This window comes from Acinetobacter guerrae (assembly GCF_009372255.1).
Lineage (GTDB): Bacteria > Pseudomonadota > Gammaproteobacteria > Pseudomonadales > Moraxellaceae > Acinetobacter > Acinetobacter guerrae.
Genome location: NZ_LXGN01000056.1, coordinates 136,911 through 153,776, shown reverse-complemented (window position 1 = coordinate 153,776; position 16,866 = coordinate 136,911). Strand labels below are relative to the sequence as shown.

The 16,866-nt window shown below is 41.6% G+C and carries 13 protein-coding genes and 1 riboswitch; of the genes, 1 reads left to right on the top strand and 12 read right to left on the bottom strand.

The window, feature by feature from the left end; translation table 11 throughout:
- Positions 1–55: 55 nt before the first annotated feature.
- From A7A69_RS14095 to prfB, 3 genes are all read right to left on the bottom strand, one after another.
- Complete coding sequence (locus A7A69_RS14095; protein WP_152878191.1) at positions 56–1,126, bottom strand: alkene reductase; 1,071 nt, start codon at positions 1,124–1,126, stop codon at positions 56–58.
- Positions 1,127–1,150: 24 nt separating this feature from the next.
- Complete coding sequence (locus A7A69_RS14090; RefSeq protein ID WP_120369827.1) at positions 1,151–1,450, bottom strand: ArsR/SmtB family transcription factor; 300 nt, start codon at positions 1,448–1,450, stop codon at positions 1,151–1,153.
- A gap of 161 nt (positions 1,451–1,611) precedes the next feature.
- Positions 1,612–2,707, bottom strand: a protein-coding gene (gene prfB / locus A7A69_RS14085) for a peptide chain release factor 2 (RefSeq protein ID WP_120369828.1) whose coding sequence is annotated in 2 segments (ribosomal slippage) — positions 1,612–2,634 and positions 2,636–2,707 — 1,095 coding nt in all. Because the reading frame shifts where the segments join, the coding sequence is not laid out codon by codon here.
- 466 nt (positions 2,708–3,173) lie between these two features.
- Between prfB and A7A69_RS14080 the strand changes: the two genes are divergently transcribed.
- Positions 3,174–3,947 (top strand): putative porin, encoded by a 774-nt coding sequence (locus A7A69_RS14080; RefSeq protein ID WP_120369829.1) that lies wholly within the window; start codon positions 3,174–3,176, stop codon positions 3,945–3,947.
- Positions 3,948–3,990: 43 nt separating this feature from the next.
- On the opposite strand, the gene recJ is transcribed toward A7A69_RS14080, so the two are convergent.
- From recJ to aceE, 9 genes are all read right to left on the bottom strand, one after another.
- On the bottom strand, positions 3,991–5,694 hold the full coding sequence (gene recJ / locus A7A69_RS14075) for a single-stranded-DNA-specific exonuclease RecJ (protein ID WP_152878187.1): 1,704 nt from the start codon (positions 5,692–5,694) through the stop codon (positions 3,991–3,993).
- The gene (gene pdxH / locus A7A69_RS14070; protein ID WP_151979871.1) at positions 5,695–6,351 is read right to left on the bottom strand and encodes a pyridoxamine 5'-phosphate oxidase; all 657 of its coding nucleotides are present in this window, start codon (positions 6,349–6,351) and stop codon (positions 5,695–5,697) included. It abuts the gene before it with no gap.
- A 10-nt stretch (positions 6,352–6,361) separates the two neighbouring features.
- A complete protein-coding gene (gene glmM / locus A7A69_RS14065; protein ID WP_152878185.1) occupies positions 6,362–7,699 on the bottom strand; it encodes a phosphoglucosamine mutase in 1,338 nt (445 codons plus the stop codon).
- A 121-nt stretch (positions 7,700–7,820) separates the two neighbouring features.
- On the bottom strand, positions 7,821–9,287 hold the full coding sequence (gene guaB / locus A7A69_RS14060) for an IMP dehydrogenase (RefSeq protein ID WP_120369833.1): 1,467 nt from the start codon (positions 9,285–9,287) through the stop codon (positions 7,821–7,823).
- Between the two features lie 109 nt (positions 9,288–9,396).
- The gene (locus A7A69_RS14055; protein WP_120369834.1) at positions 9,397–10,413 is read right to left on the bottom strand and encodes an AI-2E family transporter; all 1,017 of its coding nucleotides are present in this window, start codon (positions 10,411–10,413) and stop codon (positions 9,397–9,399) included.
- Between the two features lie 247 nt (positions 10,414–10,660).
- A complete protein-coding gene (locus A7A69_RS14050; protein WP_120369835.1) occupies positions 10,661–11,236 on the bottom strand; it encodes a TMEM165/GDT1 family protein in 576 nt (191 codons plus the stop codon).
- Positions 11,237–11,311: 75 nt separating this feature from the next.
- Positions 11,312–11,434: riboswitch (yybP-ykoY riboswitch) on the bottom strand.
- Positions 11,435–11,602: 168 nt separating this feature from the next.
- Positions 11,603–11,971 (bottom strand): hypothetical protein, encoded by a 369-nt coding sequence (locus tag A7A69_RS14045; protein WP_152878183.1) that lies wholly within the window; start codon positions 11,969–11,971, stop codon positions 11,603–11,605.
- Between the two features lie 179 nt (positions 11,972–12,150).
- A complete protein-coding gene (locus A7A69_RS14040; RefSeq protein WP_152878182.1) occupies positions 12,151–14,130 on the bottom strand; it encodes a 2-oxo acid dehydrogenase subunit E2 in 1,980 nt (659 codons plus the stop codon).
- Positions 14,131–14,133: 3 nt separating this feature from the next.
- Positions 14,134–16,851, bottom strand: a complete 2,718-nt coding sequence (gene aceE, locus A7A69_RS14035) for a pyruvate dehydrogenase (acetyl-transferring), homodimeric type (protein WP_152878180.1) — start codon at positions 16,849–16,851, stop codon at positions 14,134–14,136.
- Positions 16,852–16,866 lie beyond the last annotated feature (15 nt).

The window sequence follows — 16,866 nt, the reverse complement described above, 5'->3', positions numbered from 1 at the left end:
ATAACAGAGCGGCACACTTTTGTTAAAGTGCACCGCTCTAAAGAAAATAGACTGTTTAAGCTTCGAGTGTATTCTCTGCTAACACTGGATAATCCGTATATCCCAATGCACCTTTAGCATAAATCGTTTCTGGATTTAACTCATTCAATGGCGCACCCGTTTCCAGACGAGTCAACAAGTCAGGATTGGCAATATAGGCTTTACCAAAAGAAACGGCATCTGCTTCATTTTTAGCCAAAATATTTTTAGCAGATTTAGGGCTTAGATTTTCATTGGCAATCCACGCACCTGTAAATTGCTGACGCAATTGTGGACTAATACTGTCTTCAGCTTGATATTCACGCGAGAAAACAAAGGCAATATGACGCTGACTCAGTTGTTGCATGACATAACCAAAGGTTTCAAGTGGATTGGCATCCCCCATGTCATGCGAATCTGCTCTTGGAGCAATATGAACGCCAACTCGGCCCGCCCCCCAGACTTCAATAAAGGCATCGACCACTTGTAATAATAAACGTGCACGATTTTCAAGACTATCGCCATACTCGTCATCACGTTGATTGGTAGTACTTTGCAAGAATTGGTCAATCAGATAACCATTGGCAGCATGTAACTCCACCCCATCAAAACCAGCAACCTTAGCTAATTCTGCTGCATGTTTATATTGCTCAACAATCTCTTGAATTTCTTCAAGCGATAAAGCGCGTGGCGTCACAAAAGGACGCTTCGGACGCAATAAACTCACGTGTCCAGCAGGTTGAATCGCACTTGGTGCAACAGGTGTATCACCATCTAGCAATTCTGGGTCAGAAATACGCCCAACATGCCAAAGCTGAACCACAATTTTTGAGCCTTGTGCATGTACGGCTTGAATAATTGGCTGCCATGCTTGAGCCTGTTCTTCAGACCAAAGTCCTGGCGTTTCTGCATAACCCACTGCTTTAGAAGAAATTACAGTCGCTTCGGTTAAAATGAGGCCTGCATTTGCGCGTTGTGCATAATATTCCTGCATCAATTGATTTGGAGTACGGCTTTCGCCACTACGTGCGCGGGTTAAAGGAGCCAACACCAAACGATTTTTAACTTCAAAATCGCCAATTTTCAGTGGAGAATTTAATTCAGCCATAATTGCCTCGGCTCACGCTGTGCATTACAGCGCTTGTTTTAAATGATCGAGATATTGCTGAATCAATGCTTCATTACGCGAAAAATAAGACCATTGGCCATATTTTTCGACCTTAATTAAACCTGCTTGCTGTAACACAGACAGATGATTTGACATGGTGGATTGGGAAACATTGCCTAAACGTTCAATGTGACCCGCACAGACACCACGCTCAAAATTGCCACATTCGTCTGCCGATAAATATTGGGCAGGTTGCTTCAACCATTGCAAAATTTGACGGCGCGTCGGGTTGGCTAAGGCTTTAAAAATTGCATCTACATCCATAAACGTTGCTCATGGGTTAAATGACAAAGCATTGTTCAGCATCTAAGATCATTATATTGAAAAATTACGATATTAATATTCATTTTTTTAAATATTAATATCTATTTTAATAGATATAACAGTGTTAGATGTAACTTAAGCTTTGTCAATTGGCTTTTAACTTACAGACCCTGTTTTAAGCTGGCTTCAATAAATTTATCCAGATCACCATCCAACACAGCGCCAGTATTGGAGTTTTCAACGCCTGTTCTCAAATCTTTAATACGCGAATCATCAAGAACATAAGAACGAATCTGGCTGCCCCAACCAATGTCAGATTTGGAGTCTTCAAGTGCCTGAGCTGCCTCATTACGCTTGCTCATTTCCAACTCGTACAATTTGGCACGTAATTGTTTCCACGCATGATCGCGGTTGGCGTGTTGCGAACGCTGGTTTTGACAGGCAACCACAATACCCGTTGGAATATGAGTCAAACGCACCGCAGAATCAGTTTTGTTAATGTGCTGACCACCCGCACCTGAAGCACGGTAAGTATCGGTACGCACATCTGATGGATTAATCTCGATCTCGATATTGTCATCAATTTCAGGCGATACAAACACTGCACTAAATGAAGTATGACGACGGTTACCACTATCAAATGGTGATTTACGTACTAAACGATGCACACCCGATTCAGTGCGCATCCAACCATAAGCATATTCACCTTCAACACGAATAGTCGCAGACTTAATTCCAGCGACATCGCCATCAGATTCTTCCATTAACTCAGCTTTAAAACCGTGACGTTCAATCCAACGCATATACATACGTAACAGCATTGATGCCCAGTCTTGTGCTTCTGTACCGCCAGAACCCGCCTGAATCTCGACATAACATGGATTAGGATCCATCGGATTACTAAACATACGACGGAATTCTAGCTTTGCAAGTTCTTGTTCAGCTACACCAAGTTCACTTTCAACATCCACCAATAAGCTTTCATCATCAGCTTCAACGGCGAGATCCAACATTGCTTTGGCATCTTCTAACTGATCAGCCAGACCATCCAGAACACCAATGACATTCTCAAGTTCACCTTTCTCTTTAGCCATGGCTTGAGCACGGCTCTGATCATTCCAGATCGCAGGATCTTCTAACTCACGCAGGACTTCTTCTAAACGTTCTTTTTTCAGATCGTAGTCAAAGATACCCCCGTAGCGTTTGACTACGATCAGTTAAATCTTTTATTTGGTTTAGATAAGGATTAATTTCCACGCGATTATGCTCACATCAAAAATAAATAGCGCATTATTTTAGCATAAAGTGCTTTTTGAAGGGATGGTGTGAAGACTATCGATATTCAATAGCAGGGTTGTATTGTGTCAAAACTATCGATCACAAACCTCAAAATGTCTGAAATAATTTTCAACAAGGCTCAATTAATGGGATCTTTTTTAGTTCAAGATGTCTTCATCATGATGTGCATATCGAGATATTTGCTCACAAAAGTGCCCTTTTAGTGCGCAAACTATTACATTAGTCACAAAACCCTGTATCTTTTAATAAAACAAAACATTATTAAATTTTCATATATTACAAATAGTTAAATAAAATAATTTACAGTGCAATTACATTATTACAATACAGTTACCAAGCCAAGATTGACGCACCATCTTTTTCCACTAGACTGAAGTTGTAACAAAAGATTTAATTTTAAAAACTTTGGAGGGGAGATTTTTCCATGAAAAAATTAGCAATTGCATCTGCTTTACTATCCACATTGGCTTTTGTCGGGACTGGTACTGCACATGCTTATCAAGCAGAAGTAGGTGGTTCATATCAATATAATGATTGGGATGATTACGACGCTACTCACCAATTTGGTATTGATGGAACTTATTATTTTAACCCTGTACAAACTCGCAATGCACCACTTGCCGAAGCAGCGTTCCTTGATCGTGCAAGCAATGTGAGTGCACAAGTGAAATACGCAGACAATGATGGCGTAAAAGATACTAACTATGGTGTTGGTGCTGAATACTATGTGCCAAATAGTGACTTTTATGTAAGTGGTCGTATTGGTCGCGAAGAGTTCGAAGTTGACAATAGCCCAATTGATAATAAAACGACCCTTTACGGCGCTGAAATCGGTTACTTACCAACACCAGGTTTGTTACTTGCTTTAGGTGTAACAGGTTATGACCAGAAAGATGGCGATGACGGTGCTGACCCAACTATTCGTGCCAAATATGTGACTCAAGTGGGTCAACATGACGTTAATCTTGAAGCATATGGTGCATTTGGTGATCTAGACGAATATCGAGTTCGTGGTGATTACTATATCGACAAAACTTTCAGTGTTGGTGCAGATTATTACAACAACGATTTAACTGATCGCGATGAATGGGGTATCAATGCCAAAAAATTCCTAAATCAACAAGTCAGCGTTGAAGGTCGTATTGGTTTTGGTGATGACTACAATAGTTATGGTGTTCGTGCTGCTTACCGCTTCTAATTCGAAACCCAAACATAAAAAATCGCTCAAGTTGAGCGATTTTTTATTGCTCTAAATAAATAATCCGCAGTTGCAAACTGACTGAGCCATTAAACTGATTGCGTTCCAATTCGTAGACCAGACGTATACGTTCCTTCATGGGATCAAATTTGAATTTATCTTTTGCATTAAATGCAATAGCATCAACCGTTGCGCCATCATCAAGAGTAAGTTTGAGCTTCAGATGACTATCTTTAAGCCAGCGATAATCAAGTACTCCAAACTCCCCCTCAAACTGAGGTAAAGGAAATTTATGTCCCCAAGGACCAAGCTGCTCGATCTGAGTCAGCATATCCAAATGAAAAGCATCGTTGGGTAAACGACCATCTGTCCATAGCGTCGCCTGAAACAGTTCCTGATCCATCTCGGCAAGCAAATCCGTGAAATGCTGTTTAAAAGCCTGAAAATGGTCTTTATGCAAAGTTAAACCCGCCGCCGCTGCATGACCACCAAAATGACTAATTAATTCTGGATGGCGTTCCGCTACGCGTTCAATTGCATCACGAATATGAATCCCATCTATAGAGCGTGCCGACCCTTTAATATGCTGCCCATCTTCATCTGGCGCAAATACAATACTGGGACGATGAAATTGTTCTTTTAAACGGCCCGCAACAATCCCGATCACACCCTGATGCCAGCTTTGCTCAAATAAGATCAATGCAGGAGGAATGTGCTCTGTCTCCAGTTGAAGTTGCTCCAGAGAATCGAGTGCCTGTTGCTTCATACTGGTTTCGACTTGACGTCGCTCAACATTCAGTTGATTCAGTTGTACTGCAATCTCATAAGCTTTGGCATAATCATCAGCCAATAAACATTCAATGCCAATATTCATACTGTCCATACGTCCAGCAGCATTGATTCTTGGGCCTAGAACAAAGCCTAAATCCTGTGCTTTTAAACTCGCAGCATCACGTTTGGCAATTTCCAGCAAAGCCAATATGCCCAACCGACAGTGTTGTTGCTGAATACGTTTTAAACCTGCATCGACTAAAATTCGGTTGTTATAATCTAGACTAGCCACATCTGCATACGTTCCCAACGCGACCAAATCTAGATATTGGCTTATTTTAGAACTGCTTTTATTCAGCTTGCTGCGGTAGGTCGCCAGATTTGCCAATAAATAAAAAGCAACTCCAACACCCGCCAGTGCCTTACTTGGAAATTCACATCCAAGCTGATTGGGATTGACCACTGCTTCTGCCTGTGGCGTTTCTTTGGTGGTCAAATGATGATCGGTAATAATGACCTGCATGCCTAAGGCATGACAACGCTCAACACCTGCATGACTGGAAATCCCATTGTCTACCGTAATCAATAAATCTGGCTGAAAATTTTGATGTGCCAAGTCTGCAATGGCAGGCGTTAATCCGTAACCATATTTAAAGCGGTCTGGCACCAAATAATCTACCTGTGCGCCCATATCACGAAGCACCAGTATCATTAAAGCTGTACTGGTTGCTCCATCTGCATCATAGTCACCGACAATCACGATCTTTTGCTGCTGATCAATCGCCTGATCGATCAGTTGAATCGCTTTATCCAGATCTTTTAGTTGGGGAGCAAGTAAATGTTTGAGTTTTAAATCAAGTTCATCACTTGAATTGACCCCACGACGTGCCAAAATTTCAGCAATAAAGTGTGGCACACCCTGAAACTTTTCAGGATGTGTCAATAAAGGGCGTTGTTTAATTTGAAATTGGGTCATTTAAGGCATTAAACGCTGTAACTTCCATGTACCATCCACTTTCGCATAACTAAGTCGGTCATGTAAACGATTTGGTCGTCCTTGCCAGAATTCATAATAATCTGGCTGAACTCGATAACCACCCCAAAACTCAGGCTTAGGTAACTCTGCTTTGTCTCCAACCCGATCATGGAGTTGGTTAAAACGTTGTACCAACACCTCACGACTTTCAATTACACCGCTTTGTGGCGTACTAATGTGTGCCGCAATCTGGCTATCACGTGGACGTTTATGATAATAATCAATCGCTTCCAGTTCAGGGATTTTATTGACCCGACCACTGACACGAATTTGACGCTCCAGATCATGCCAATAAAACAATAATTCGACATAAGGGTTTTCAGCTAAATCTTGCCCTTTTTGACTGTCATAGTTGGTATAAAAATCATAGCCAGCTTCTGTTGCACCACGTAATAATAATGTCCGAACATGTGGGCGACCTTGAACATTACAGGTTGCAACAGACATGGCATAAGGTTCATGAACCTTAGCTTCTAGTGCATAATTAAACCACTGTAAAAATTGCTCATGAGGATTTGGACTGACTTGATTTTCATACAGTTCGCCTTTTTCATAACTGAGACGTAATTCACTCAGGTCTTTTATCAGGTCACTCATATGATTTTCCTTATGCAGCGGTAGCGTGAAAACGAACCGCTTCAGCCAACTGATTGGCAAGCGCTGTCACTTCTTCCTGTTGATCACCTTCAACCATGACACGAATGACAGGTTCTGTCCCTGACTTACGAATCAACAAACGACCACGCCCTTTCAGTTGCGCTTCAGCTTTTTCAAACTCTGTAACTAAAGCAGGCACAGCGTAAGGATCAATCATCTGCTCAAGACGAACATTGACCAATACCTGTGGGAACAGTTTAAAATCAGCAGCCAACTCATGTAGTGCTTTTTCTTGCTCTACCATGACTGTCAAAACCTGTAGCGCTGCAATAATTGCATCGCCTGTGGTGCTTTTATCCAACGTTAAAATATGACCTGAAGGTTCACCACCAATCACCCAGTTATTTTCTTCAAGTGCTTGTAGTACATAACGGTCACCCACTTTGGCACGGACAAATGGTACTTGTGCTTTTTCTAGCGCCAGTTCAAGTGCCATATTACTCATGACTGTTCCCACAATGCCCGCAGGCTTGTTTTTGGCCTGAGTCGCCAAAATATATAAAATATGATCGCCATCTACCAGATGACCAAATTGATCCACCATAATCACGCGATCTGCATCGCCATCAAAGGCAATGCCTAGATCGGCTTGATGCTCTACCACGGCTTTTTGTAAGCTTTCAGGATGAGTTGATCCGCAATGCTCATTGATATTCAAGCCACTTGGCTCATTATATAAAGCAATAACTTTTGCACCCAATTCACGAAATACAGCTGGCCCAACGTTATAAGCTGCACCATTGGCACAATCCACCACAATTTTTAAATTACGCAAATCAAAATGATATGGGAAAGTTGATTTACAAAATTCGATATAACGTCCATTGGCATCTTTAACCCGAACGCTTTTGCCGAGATTTGCAGTATCTTCTATTTGGATGTCCTGTTTTAATTCTTCATTAATCAGTTCTTGTAAATGATCTGGCAATTTTTTTCCTTCACTAGAAAAAAATTTAATACCATTATCAAAATACGGATTATGCGAAGCAGAAATCACAATCCCTGCATGTGCATGTAATGCACGAGTTAAATGAGCAATAGCAGGCGTTGGTAATGGTCCTAATAAATGTACATAAACACCAGCCGCATTCAGACCTGCTTGTAAAGCTGCTTCCAGAATATAACCCGAGAGTCGTGTATCTTTCCCTAACACAACGATTGGCTTGGCTTTCGGATTAGTACGCTTGAGGACTTTACCCGCAGCAAATCCTAATTTTAGTGCAAATTCAGGGGTAATTGGCATTTCTCCAAATTTTCCACGAATGCCATCTGTTCCAAAATAACTCATGTTCTACTCACTTATTATGGACTGCTCGATCACAGCCTTTCTCTCATTGTGTTTACTTTACACCAAAACAAAAATGCCGTCAGTGAACTGACGGCATTTTCATGTGTGGGTATGGTGAAATTTAACCCACCCGATAATTTGGTGCTTCTTTAGTAATGGTCACATCATGTACATGTGATTCCTGCATACCCGCAGAAGTGATTTTCACAAACTTGGTGTGTTGACGCATATCTTCAATATTTGCAGAACCTGTATAGCCCATCGATGAACGTAAACCACCCATCATTTGATGCACTATCGCACTCATTGGGCCTTTGTAAGGAACACGACCTTCGATGCCTTCTGGTACCAATTTCTCAACACCCGCTTTGGCATCCTGAAAATAACGGTCAGATGAACCTGTCGCGCCAGACATTGCGCCTAGTGAACCCATACCTCGATACGCTTTATAGTAACGCCCCTGGAAAAATTCAACTTCGCCCGGTGCTTCTTCCGTACCTGCCATAAGTGAACCGACCATAATTGTACTCGCACCTGCAGCAATGGCTTTCGCCAAGTCACCTGAGTAACGAATACCACCATCAGCGATCAATGGAATTTGTTCTTTCAGTGCAGAAGCTACATTATCAATGGCTGAAATCTGTGGAACACCGATACCCGCAACGATACGAGTCGTACAGATTGAACCCGGTCCAATCCCGACCTTCACCGCATCTGCACCTGCATCTAATAACGCCAATGCAGCATCGCCTGTTGCAATATTGCCACCAATGACCTGTACCTGTGGGTAGTTTTGTTTAACCCAACGTACACGTTCAATCACACCAGCAGAATGACCATGTGCAGTATCCACAACGATCACATCGGCACCTGCTTCAACTAACGCTTCTACACGTGCTGGAGTTTCAGCACCTGTACCCACCGCAGCACCAACACGCAGACGACCTAGTTCATCTTTGCATGCATTTGGATAAAGCTCGGCTTTACGGAAGTCAGTTACAGTAATCAAGCCCTTCAATGCATGGCTGTCATCTACGACTAACACTTTTTCAATACGGTGTTTTTGTAGTAGAGCTTGAATATTTTCTTTAGATTCGCCCTCTTTCACCGTCACTAAACGGTCTTGTGGGGTCATGATATTGCTAACAGGCTGATTTAGATTCGTTTCAAAACGTGTATCACGCCCTGTGACAATCCCAACCACTTTGCCATCTTTGACCACAGGTACACCACTAATATTATTGGCCTGTGTAATGGCAATCAGTTCACCTACTGTCGTTTCAGGTGTCACTGTAATCGGGTCTTTCACCATACCTGCTTCAAATTTTTTGACGCGGCGCACTTCAGCTGCTTGTGCGGCAATATCCATATTTTTATGCAAAATACCAATACCACCGTTTTGAGCCATGGCAATGGCCATACGTGACTCAGTCACAGTATCCATAGCAGCCGAAACAAGAGGAATATTAAGTTGAATACCGCGGGTCAAACGTGTCTTTAAGGAGACATCTTTTGGAAGAACTGTAGAGTAGGCAGGGAGTAATAAGACATCATCGAAGGTCAACGCTTCTTGAACGATGGTCAGCATAACAATCTCACTGGTAGTTTCCGTGCGCTATTATAAACAAATTTGCCATTAATTTTCATTTTTATTGTGGGAATTTTTACTGCATAGCTGACTTTAGCTGAATAACAGGCTAAATAAGTCCAGCCTGCTTCATCTCATTTTTAAAATAAGCGTAATAAATCGGCGCTGCTACCAAACCACCTAAACCAAAAATCGCCTGTAGAACCAACATCGCGATCAAGAGTTCCCAAGCTTTGGCATTGATTCTTTGTCCAACGATATCGGCATTTAAAAAATATTCTAGTTTATGAATCAGTACCAGATAAACCAGCGCAATGCCCGCAGTGGTAAAGGAAACACTTACTGCGGATAGTACCACGAGCGTATTGGACATTAAATTACCCACCACAGGTAATAAACCAAGCACGAAGGTTAAAATCACAAGCGTTTTACCAAAAGGAAGATGCATACCCAGTAATGGTAAGGCAATAAAAATGAATAGCCCTGATAGAATCGTATTGATCAGCGAAATTTTCACCTGTGCAAAAACGACATTTTTAAATGCTTGATAAAGTACATGTAAACGTTGTAAACAAGCCCGACGAAAGCTAGGCGTATTTTCATCTTCCTGAGGGGGATTTAAGGAAATTAATGCACCTAAAATCATCCCAATAATCATGGTGACAAAAGCATGTAGAACATCTGTCCCTGCGTGTTGTAAAGTTCCCGCGTGATCTTTCGACCATCTCAGCAAATAGTCTTTCATTTCATCAATACTTTCGGGAAATATTCCCAGAAAATACCCGCCAAGTTCCTGCTGAAACTTATGCAGCAATGCATCGATATTGGTACTGACTGCTGACAGGCCGCCACCTTTTAGATCATGAACCACATAAGCACTTAAACTGACCACCAAAAAAAGAAGCGCACTAATCAGTATGACACTAAATAATGCAACTACCGCAAGACGGCTGTATCTACGGTTGAAAAAGCCTTCAATATAAGGACTTAAGTTAGTAACCAAAGCGTAAATCAATAAACCAGATAACAAACCAACCAATAAATGTAGAGGAATAATTAAAAGCAACGCTAAAGGAATGACGATATAACTGGCAATCACGCTTTGCCGTTCATTCAAGAGTTGCATTTTCGTGTCCTTTATTCGAATCAGAATAAAAATAGCAATAAGAGATTTAACCTTACTGCTATTTTTAAATAGAGTCACTACCAAAATCTGTTATGTATTGAACATTTGATTGGATTAGGAAATTTAGTTGCGCATAAAGTTATTTGTCATTGTCAAATTACGATGTGGTTTTTCATTTCACTAAAAATCAAGACAAACATAAAAAAAGCACCTGTGAACAGATGCTTAAAATATGTATAAAACAGAATTAAAAGAAGTAATGTTGAACCAGAGTTGAAATACCAACGATCAAGAAAATTGCAGCACCAATTTTATGAATCAAGGAAATTGGCAAGCGATCTGCCATTTTATTACCAATAAATACAGCAGGCGCATTGGCAATCATCATACCAATTGTGGTTCCAAGCATAACCCAGAATACGCTATCGTAACGCGCCGCAAGAGCGACGGTTGCAATTTGAGTTTTATCTCCAATTTCCGCGAGAAAAAATAAGATAAAGGTTGCACCAAACACACCAAAACGTTGCCATTTATTAATACTATCGGTTTCATCATCCAGTTTATCTGGAATTAACATCCAGAGCGCCATTCCAATAAATCCGATCGCCAATACCCAAACCATTACATTTGGATTCAGTACAGTAGTAAGCCATTGACCTAACACCGCAGATAAACCGTGGTTAATGGTGGTTGCTAATAAAATAGCAATAAGAATAGGAACAGGTTTGCGGAACCGGGCAGCGAGTAAAAGCGCAAGGAGCTGGGTTTTGTCGCCCATTTCAGCAAGGGCAACAACAGAAGTCGAAATCAGGAATTCTTGCATATCTGTTCTCTGGCTAGCATATATACCTATGACCTATCGCCCCTGCTAGCCAAAAGTGCAGAACGATAAATCAAAGGTCTTGCCAACTAAAGAACGTGTAAACGTTCAAGCTATGATGACCATGTTCGGTGGAACAATTATGTTGATCATCACCCAATTACTTTGCGTAACTGGAGGCTACTCCCCAATGAAGTAGTTCTATCATAGCAAATACCTCACGGGGATCATATTATTTTTACAATTTTTTAGGATTTTTCTTGCGATCATTTAAACATCTTAAACTCAATACTTATTTATTGAAGACCTTTTATAGAAAAATACTTTTTTAGATTCATAGGCTAATAATTGAATCCGATCACAATTTACTTATTTGCCATTCTCATGAGAAATAAATGGCGCAGGATTGGGACTAGGATGATCAGGGTCTTTTTCATTTAAGTTTTGTTCCAATTGCTTTACATCAAGTTCTTCGACTGCTTCACGTATTGCCTGATTACCTTCACTGTTTTCATGCGTCGTAATATGCTTTTCCTTGGTTTTTTCTGCTGGCTCTGTTTGCTCCTCACGAAACTCTTCATCTAATTCATCACTATCAGTCAAGCCTTCAAGTTGCTCAGAAGAAAATCGATTATTTTCTAATATATCAACATCCAGTGGATTGGCATGGGAATCTTGAACTTTTGATAGGTTTTGTGTATTCAATTGAGTCAATTTTGGATCATCTGAATTACTCATGATTTTGCTCCTTCATTTTTAAATTCTTGTGTTTGCTTTAGCTATCATACCTGTAGCCTGTGTAATATTTGGGTGAATCCTGTATCAAAGATGAATAAGAAATGTTTATTTAATGATCGCATGTAAAGAAAAAGCAAAATAAAAAACCCCGCCATGGCGGGGTTTCTTTAATAAGAAGGTTAGATTAATAACGTACGAATATCTTTGAGCAACTTAGTGAGCTTATTGGTAAAACGCGCAGCATCAGCACCATTAATAACACGATGATCATAAGACAATGATAATGGCAACATTAAACGCGGATCGAAGTCTTTACCATTCCAAACTGGCTGCATCGTCGCAGGAGAAATACCCAGAATCGCAACTTGTGGCCAGTTCACCAATGGTGTAAATGCCGTTCCACCAATTGAACCTAAACTGGTAATGGTGAAGTTAGCGCCTTGTAAGTCTTTCGGAGATAATTTCTTATCACGTGCTTTTTGACTCAACTCACCGAGTTCAATTGCAATCTGTTTAATCGATTTCTGATCTGGATTACGTAATACAGGTACAGTTAAACCATCTGGTGTTGCTACTGCAATACCCATATGAATTTCATTACGCAATAATACCGATTTTTGATCATCAGCCAAATGTCCTGCAAAATATGGCTCTTCTTTGAGCAAGTGCGCAACTGCTTTCGCAATAAAGGCTAAAATCGTCAGGCTAACGCCTTGCTTTTTAAAGCCATCTTTCAATTCACCACGCCATGCTTCCAACTCGGTGATATCTGCCAAGTCGAACTGGGTCACTTGTGGAATAAAATTATTGAGTGACAACTGTGGTACAGACACTTGTTGCAGACGAGTCATGGTTTTGACTTCACCACCACCAAATGCACTAAAGTCAGGCAATGCAGGTAAACCCGATGCAACTGCTGCTACAGTAGCTGACGCAGTTGGCGCAGGGGCTGTCATGCGTTGCTTAACATGGGCATAGATGTCTTCTTTCATCAAACGACCATGCTCACCCGAAGCTTTGACCTGCGCCAAAATCACGCCGAGTTCACGTGCAAGCTTACGCACAGCAGGACCTGCATAGACTTTGGCATTATCTGCTTCTTGTTCCTGACTCAATTTATTGACTGAGTCTGCTACAGGAGCCTTTGACTGTTCAGCAGGTTTTGCAGCACTTTGCGTTTTTACTGACGCAGTTTGAGCAGCAGGTTGAGATTTGGCTTTAGGTGCTGCTTTTGCTTCACCCTCAATGGTTGCCAATGCAATACCTTGTTTAACCTCTTGACCAACACTGACATGAATCGCTTTTACTACGCCAGCAATATTGCTTGGTACTTCGACTGAAGCTTTGTCAGATTCAACTACACATAAGCTTTGTTGTGCTTCTACACGATCACCCACTTGTACCAAAATTTCAGATACTGTGGCTTTATCGACGCCCAAATCAGGTACGCTAATTTCCTGTTCACCTGAGCTGACTGTTTCCTGTGTATCAGTTTCATCTTCAACGGCTGTAGTAGCCGTCTCAACAGGTTGCGCTGCGGTATTTTCATTTGCAGGAGTTGCTTGTTCACTTCCACCTTGAGTTTTAACTTTTAGCAGAAGTACACCCTCTTTAACAATGTCGCCTTCTTTCACTGCAACACTTTCGATTATTCCAGAAACAGGGCTTGGCACTTCAACTGAAGCTTTGTCCGATTCAAGAAGAATCAAACTATCATTTTCAGAAATTTCATCGCCCACTTTAACCAACAGTTCAGCAACTGTTGCTTTTTCTACACCAATGTCTGGAACCTGTACTTCGATAACACTAGTTGCACCAGATGAGAATGATGTGCTTGGTTGAGTTACTGGTTTCGCTTCTGGTTCAGAGGAAGCAGGTTTCGCCGCTTCTTCTTCTGACTTAACAGGCGCCTTATCTTCAGTTTGAGCGTCACTTCCGCTTTCCAACTCAATTAAAGCAGTTCCTTCGGTTACTTCATCGCCCTGATGAACCAAAATACTTTTGACCACGCCAGAAACTGTGCTTGGAACTTCAACTGAAGCTTTGTCCGATTCAAGAAGAATAAGACTATCATTTTCAGAAATTTGATCGCCAACCTTTACTAAAATTTCAGCAACCGTTGCCTTATCTACGCCAATATCAGGTGTTTTCACTTGCATCGCTTAGTTCCCCTCACCTGATTGAGTTTCATGATATTCCGCTACAGGTTGTACTTCTGGATGCGCCTGTGGTGCCCAAGCAACTGGACGATCGGTATCCAGTTCAAAACTAGAAATTGCATCTTTAACCAAACGGTTTTCGACTTCACCTTCATCTGCCAGTTTTTTCAGCGTTGCGACCACAATATGTGCAGCATCGACACCAAAGTAACTACGCAAATTACCACGTGTATCTGAACGACCATAACCATCTGTGCCCAAAGTTACATATGGACGATTGTCTGGTAAATACGCTCGAATCTGTTCACTGTAAGCACGCATATGATCCGTTGCAGACACCACAATACCATCTGTACCACGTAACTGTTGTGATACCCAAGATTCTTTGGTGTCCTCTGCCAATGGATGCAAGCGATTGTATTCGTCACAACCCATGCCATCACGCGCTAATTCGTTAAAGCTCGTGACACTCCAGATATTCGAGTGAATTTGATACTCTTCACGCAAGATTTTTGCAGCTTTGATGACTTCACGTAAGATCACACCAGAACCTAATAACTGAACTGTTGCCTGATCGTCTTTTTCAAATAGATACATACCACGTTTAATGCCTTCTTCTGCATCTTTTGGCATTTCAGGATGTTCGTAGTTTTCATTCATGACTGTTAAGTAATAGAACACACGCTCCTGATTCACATACATGCGTTTTAAACCATCATGTACCACAACAGCCAACTCATAACCAAAGCAAGGATCATAAGCTATACAGTTCGGAATCGTACTCGCCAGAATATGTGAATGACCATCCTGATGCTGTAAACCTTCGCCGTTCAAAGTTGTACGACCAGCTGTTGCACCAAGCAAGAAGCCTTGAGCCTGCGCATCACCTGCTGCCCAAGCAATATCACCAATACGCTGGAAACCAAACATGGAGTAATACATATACATTGGAATCATTGGCAAGTTATTGGTTGAATAACTTGTGCCCAACGCTGCCCATGCACTCATGGCACCCGCTTCGTTAATCCCTTCCTGCAACATATGGCCATCTTTCGCTTCACGATAATTCATGAGCTGCTCATTGTCTTCAGGAGTATATTTTTGACCATGCGCAGCATAAATGCCTAACTGGCGGAACATACCTTCCAAACCAAAAGTACGCGCCTCATCAGGTACAATTGGAACGACACGATCCTTAATGGCTTTTTCTTTAAGTAAAGCCGCAATCAATCGCACCATGACCATCGTGGTAGATTGCTCTTTACCATTGCTACCACTTAGAACGCTGTCAAACACTGAAATTTCAGGAATATCTAATGCCGTACTATCTTTACGACGTGCAGGTAGATAACCACCCAATGCTTCACGACGCGCTTTCATATATTTCAATTCTGGCGAATTTTCTGCCGGGCGATAGAGCGGTAATTCTTCAAGCTGCTCGTTGGTAAATGGCAGATTGAAACGATCACGTACATACTTGAGTGAATCAACATGCATTTTTTTGATCTGATGGGTTTTATTAACCGCTTCAATTTCATCAGACAAACCATAACCTTTTACGGTTTTTGCCAAAATCACTGTAGGTTGACCTGTACTCTTCATCGCTTCGGTATAGGCTGCGAAAACTTTATACGGATCGTGACCACCACGATTTAGATTATCAATATCTTCATCGCTAAGGTTTTTCACCAATTCTTCAGCTTCAGGATACTTACCAAAGAAATGCGCTCGTGTATAAGCGCCACCTTTTACTTGGTAACGTTGATAATCACCATCAACGGCTTCTTCCATCACTGCTTTTAATGCGCCTGATTTATCATTGGCCAACAAAGGATCCCAATGACGTCCCCAAACAACTTTAATCACACGCCAGCCCGCGCCACGGAATAATGACTCAAGTTCTTGAATAATTTTACCATTACCACGCACAGGGCCATCTAGACGCTGTAAATTACAGTTCACCACCCAGATTAAGTTATCTAACTTTTCACGGCCTGCAAGTGAGATTGCACCTGTACTTTCAGGCTCATCCATTTCACCATCACCGAGATACGCCCAAACTTTACGGTTTTCTTCTTTAATCAAGCCACGGTTCATCAAATACTTTTGAATATGTGCCTGATAAATCGACATGATCGGACCAAGCCCCATCGACACCGTAGGAAATTGCCAATAATCTGGCATCAAATATGGATGTGGATAGCTAGATAAACCATTGCCATTGACTTCGCGACGGAAATTATTAAGTTGATCTTCGGTCAAACGACCTTCAAGAAATGAACGCGCATAAATACCAGGTGCACAATGACCTTGGTAATAAATCATATCACCGCCAAAATTATCGCTATTGGCGCGGAAAAAATGGTTAAAGCCTACATCATATAATGTTGCTGAAGATGCGAAACTGGCCAAGTGACCACCCAAATCGTCACCAGTTTTATTGGCGCGCAATACCATTGCCAGTGCATTCCAGCGAATGAGCGCACGAATACGACGCTCCATATCCTGATCGCCTGGCATGGCTGGTTGTTCTTCTACTGAAATTGTATTTAAGTAAGGGGTATTTAGGCGCTGAATAGGAACATGCTTCGCAATTGCACGCTGATAAAGCTTTTCGAGCAAAAAAGCAGCACGTTCTGTACCCATATGCTGCAAAACCGAATCAAATGCATCTTGCCATTCTTGGGTTTCTTGTGCGTCGGAATCACCATAAAACGCCATAACTCACCTTTTCCT

What these genes read in the sequence shown, in the direction of transcription:
- A7A69_RS14055 (WP_120369834.1), bottom strand. Translation starts at nt 10,413, where the DNA reads ATGCAACTCTTGAATGAACGGCAAAGCGTGATTGCCAGTTATATCGTC.
- recJ (WP_152878187.1), bottom strand. Translation starts at nt 5,694, where the DNA reads ATGACCCAATTTCAAATTAAACAACGCCCTTTATTGACACATCCTGAA.
- A7A69_RS14095 (WP_152878191.1), bottom strand. Translation starts at nt 1,126, where the DNA reads ATGGCTGAATTAAATTCTCCACTGAAAATTGGCGATTTTGAAGTTAAA.
- A7A69_RS14045 (WP_152878183.1), bottom strand. Translation starts at nt 11,971, where the DNA reads ATGAGTAATTCAGATGATCCAAAATTGACTCAATTGAATACACAAAAC.
- pdxH (WP_151979871.1), bottom strand. Translation starts at nt 6,351, where the DNA reads ATGAGTGACCTGATAAAAGACCTGAGTGAATTACGTCTCAGTTATGAA.
- glmM (WP_152878185.1), bottom strand. Translation starts at nt 7,699, where the DNA reads ATGAGTTATTTTGGAACAGATGGCATTCGTGGAAAATTTGGAGAAATG.
- guaB (WP_120369833.1), bottom strand. Translation starts at nt 9,287, where the DNA reads ATGCTGACCATCGTTCAAGAAGCGTTGACCTTCGATGATGTCTTATTA.
- A7A69_RS14080 (WP_120369829.1), top strand. Translation starts at nt 3,174, where the DNA reads ATGAAAAAATTAGCAATTGCATCTGCTTTACTATCCACATTGGCTTTT.
- aceE (WP_152878180.1), bottom strand. Translation starts at nt 16,851, where the DNA reads ATGGCGTTTTATGGTGATTCCGACGCACAAGAAACCCAAGAATGGCAA.
- A7A69_RS14040 (WP_152878182.1), bottom strand. Translation starts at nt 14,130, where the DNA reads ATGCAAGTGAAAACACCTGATATTGGCGTAGATAAGGCAACGGTTGCT.
- A7A69_RS14050 (WP_120369835.1), bottom strand. Translation starts at nt 11,236, where the DNA reads ATGCAAGAATTCCTGATTTCGACTTCTGTTGTTGCCCTTGCTGAAATG.
- A7A69_RS14090 (WP_120369827.1), bottom strand. Translation starts at nt 1,450, where the DNA reads ATGGATGTAGATGCAATTTTTAAAGCCTTAGCCAACCCGACGCGCCGT.